This window comes from Streptomyces hyderabadensis (assembly GCF_020404845.1).
In the GTDB taxonomy this organism is placed as follows: domain Bacteria; phylum Actinomycetota; class Actinomycetes; order Streptomycetales; family Streptomycetaceae; genus Streptomyces; species Streptomyces hyderabadensis.
The window spans coordinates 1-253 of sequence record NZ_JAIOJZ010000167.1; the positions used below are offsets into that span (position 1 = coordinate 1).

The following is a 253-nucleotide window of genomic DNA, read 5'->3' on the forward strand; positions in this document are numbered from 1 at the left end:
GTTGCGCCGGTGTGGGGTTTGGTGCGTGCGGCGCAGGCGGAGCATCCGGGCAGGTTCGTCCTGGCGGATCTTCCGGCGGAGGCCGGCCCGGAGGAGCTGGTTGCAGGGCTGGCCTGCGGTGAGCCGCAGTGGGCGGTGCGGGGTGGTGTGGTGCGGGTGCCGCGGCTGGTGCGTTCGGGGGTGTCCGCTGCCGGTGGTGTGGCTGGGGGTTTCGGGGACGGTCCTGTGCTGATGACGGGTGCGTCCGGTGTTT

The 253-nt window shown here is 72.7% G+C and carries 1 protein-coding gene; it reads left to right on the top strand.

All coding sequences use genetic code 11. The annotated features are described in order from the left end of the window. On the top strand, positions 1-253 hold a 253-nt coding region (locus tag K7854_RS37385; RefSeq protein ID WP_226030997.1), incomplete at both ends, for a SpnB-like Rossmann fold domain-containing protein.